The organism is Photobacterium proteolyticum (assembly GCF_001939735.1).
In the GTDB taxonomy this organism is placed as follows: Bacteria; Pseudomonadota; Gammaproteobacteria; order Enterobacterales; family Vibrionaceae; genus Photobacterium; species Photobacterium proteolyticum.
The window spans coordinates 1-1,113 of sequence record NZ_MJIL01000004.1; the positions used below are offsets into that span (position 1 = coordinate 1).

Here is a 1,113-nt window from a genome sequence, read left to right on the forward strand (position 1 = left end):
ATACCAATCTAAGTAAAAATATGATCTAATTGAGGATTGTCTTTCAGATGATCAAATCGCTATGGATAGCCTCAATAATATCGACTTTAAAAAGTTGGCAAGTCAGCAAAAATCGATTCAAATGAAAATGAGACTGCTCGCGCTTGCCCACTTCAAAGAAGGCCACTCCCGCACACAAATTGCCAAGTTTCTAAAAGTCAGCAGAACCAGTGTGAATAAATGGGTTCACACCTTTCTCGAAGAAGGTCTCGAAGGGCTTCAGGAAAAGCCAAGAACGGGTAGGCCTGCATTCTTAACCCCTGAGCAAAAAAAGCAACTCAGCCAATATATCAAAGATAAGGCCCATAACCCGCAAGGCGGCAGACTAACGGGCGCTGATATCCATGCATATATAGTCCAGCAGTTTGATAAGCACTACCACCCTGATTCCATATACTATTTACTCGATCATATGGGCTTCTCATGGATAACATCCCGCTCAAAACACCCCAAACAATGCCAAGCGACGCAAGAAGCTTTTAAAAAACTTCCTACTGGAAACGATCCGTAACATCCCGGGCCATATCAGCCTCGCACAGGTGGATATCTGGTTCCAGGATGAAGCCAGATTTGGCCAGCAGAATACAACGACACGGCTTTGGGCACGGCGTGGAACACGGCCTAGAGCGGTTCGGCAGCAACAGTTCGATTACGCCTATTTGTTTGGCTCCGTTTGCCCAAGCCGAGGGATCGGTGAAGCGATTGTCGTCCCTTGGGTCAACAAGGAAATAATGATTGAGCACCTGCAGCAAGTCTCGGCAATGACGCAGAAAGGTCGACATGCTGTTGTCATTATGGATGGCGCAGGATGGCATACCGAAGACATTGCGGACAGGTTCGAAAACATCAGCATCCTCAAGCTTCCTCCCTATTCACCAGAATTGAACCCAATAGAGCAAGTTTGGAGTTGGTTGAGGCAACACTGTTTGGCCAATCAAAGTTTCAGAGATTATAACGACATTGTTGATAAGGTTTGTGCCGCCTGGAACCAGTTTCTAGCGAGCACTAAAAGAGTATCAAGAATGTGTTCAAGGGAGTGGATTAACCTGACCAGTTAATTTTCCAGATTGGTAT

The 1,113-nt window shown here is 45.8% G+C and carries 1 protein-coding gene; it reads left to right on the forward strand.

Annotated elements, in window-relative coordinates; all coding sequences use genetic code 11:
• Nucleotides 1–61 precede the first annotated feature (61 nt).
• Nucleotides 62–1,097, forward strand: a protein-coding gene (locus tag BIT28_RS29155) for an IS630 family transposase (protein ID WP_425439617.1) whose coding sequence is annotated in 2 segments (ribosomal slippage) — nt 62–520 and nt 522–1,097 — 1,035 coding nt in all. Because the reading frame shifts where the segments join, the coding sequence is not laid out codon by codon here.
• Nucleotides 1,098–1,113 lie beyond the last annotated feature (16 nt).